1 protein-coding gene is annotated in these 1,229 nt (G+C 61.9%); it reads right to left on the bottom strand.

All coding sequences use genetic code 11. The features are described 5' to 3' along the window. Positions 1-1,229, bottom strand: a 1,229-nt coding sequence (locus DWB63_RS17145) for a 2Fe-2S iron-sulfur cluster-binding protein (RefSeq protein ID WP_128330087.1), incomplete at both ends; no start/stop codon positions are given.

The following is a 1,229-nucleotide window of genomic DNA, read 5'->3' as shown; positions in this document are numbered from 1 at the left end:
CTGAACTTGTAGCCGAAAGTGCCGCCGGTCGGGTTCTGGACCAGAACGAGGTTTTCAGGCTCCACGCCCAGGCCCGGGGCGATCATGTACAGGTGCAGGTGCAGGCCGATGGATTTGGAGTGAATGCACAGCTTGCCGTCATCGTCCTGGTAGGCGAAACCTACGTCCGGCTCGATGGGCATGTGCGGTTGACGCTGGGTGTAGTAGTTGCCTTCAACGACAACGTCGGCCTTGTCGAAGATGGGACCGGTCTCTGCGCCCTTGGCGATCTTCTGGGTGTAGTAGACGTTGGGGGTGCCCGGATGGATCTCCATGGCGTCGTCGGCCATGGCTGAGGCGGCGTTCATGTATTCGGGCAGTTGCTCGATCTCCACCTTGACCAGCTTGGCGCCGGCCTTGGCCGCTTCAGCAGTCTCGGCGCAGACAATGGCAATGGCGTCGCCGAACTGGAAGATCTTCTCGTCGCACAGGATAGGACGATCCCAACCGTCACCCTTGTTGGTGGGGAAGGTGATCAGACCGGTGATGCGGTTCTTGCCCTTGACGTCCTTGTGAGTGACCACCTTGTACACGCCGGGAACGGCCTCGGCCGCAGCGGTGTCGATGGACAGGATCTTGGCATGGGAAACCTCAGCCTGCACCAGTTCGCACTGCAGGGTTCCGGGAGGCAGGCGCAGGCCCACATCGGCACCGAAGTCCCAGGTGCCGGTGACCTTGGCCACGGCAGAAGGACGGGGATAGTTCGTGTTCCAGATGCGGCCGTCTTCGGGGATCTTGAAGATCAGGTCGTCCTTGGTCTTCTCGCCGCGCATCACTTCGGCGGCGGCCATGACGGCGTCCACCAACGGTTTGTAACCGGTGCAGCGGCAGGCGTTGCGATTCTTCTGGAACCAGTCGCGAATCTCATCGCGGGTCGGCTTGGGGTTGCTCTCCAGCAGGGCATAGGTGGAGACCAGGAAGCCCGGCGAGCAGAAACCGCACTGGGCACCGCCGTAAGCGATCCAGGCCAGCTGGATGGGATGCAGGTTGTCCGGGGTGCCGATGCCCTCGAGGGTCATGATCTTGGTGCCGTTGTCGACACGCTTCATCTTGGTGGAACAGGAGCGGGCCAGCTTGCCGTCCTTGATGACGGTGCAGCTGCCGCACATGCCGGTGTCGCAACCGACCTTGACGCTGGTCAGACCGAGATTGGCACGCAGCACATTGGCCAGGGATTCCTCAGGCTCACA

The sequence above is a fragment of the Pseudodesulfovibrio sp. S3 genome (assembly GCF_004025585.1).
Classification (GTDB): domain Bacteria; phylum Desulfobacterota; class Desulfovibrionia; order Desulfovibrionales; family Desulfovibrionaceae; genus Pseudodesulfovibrio.
This window is presented reverse-complemented; position numbering and strand designations above follow the sequence as displayed.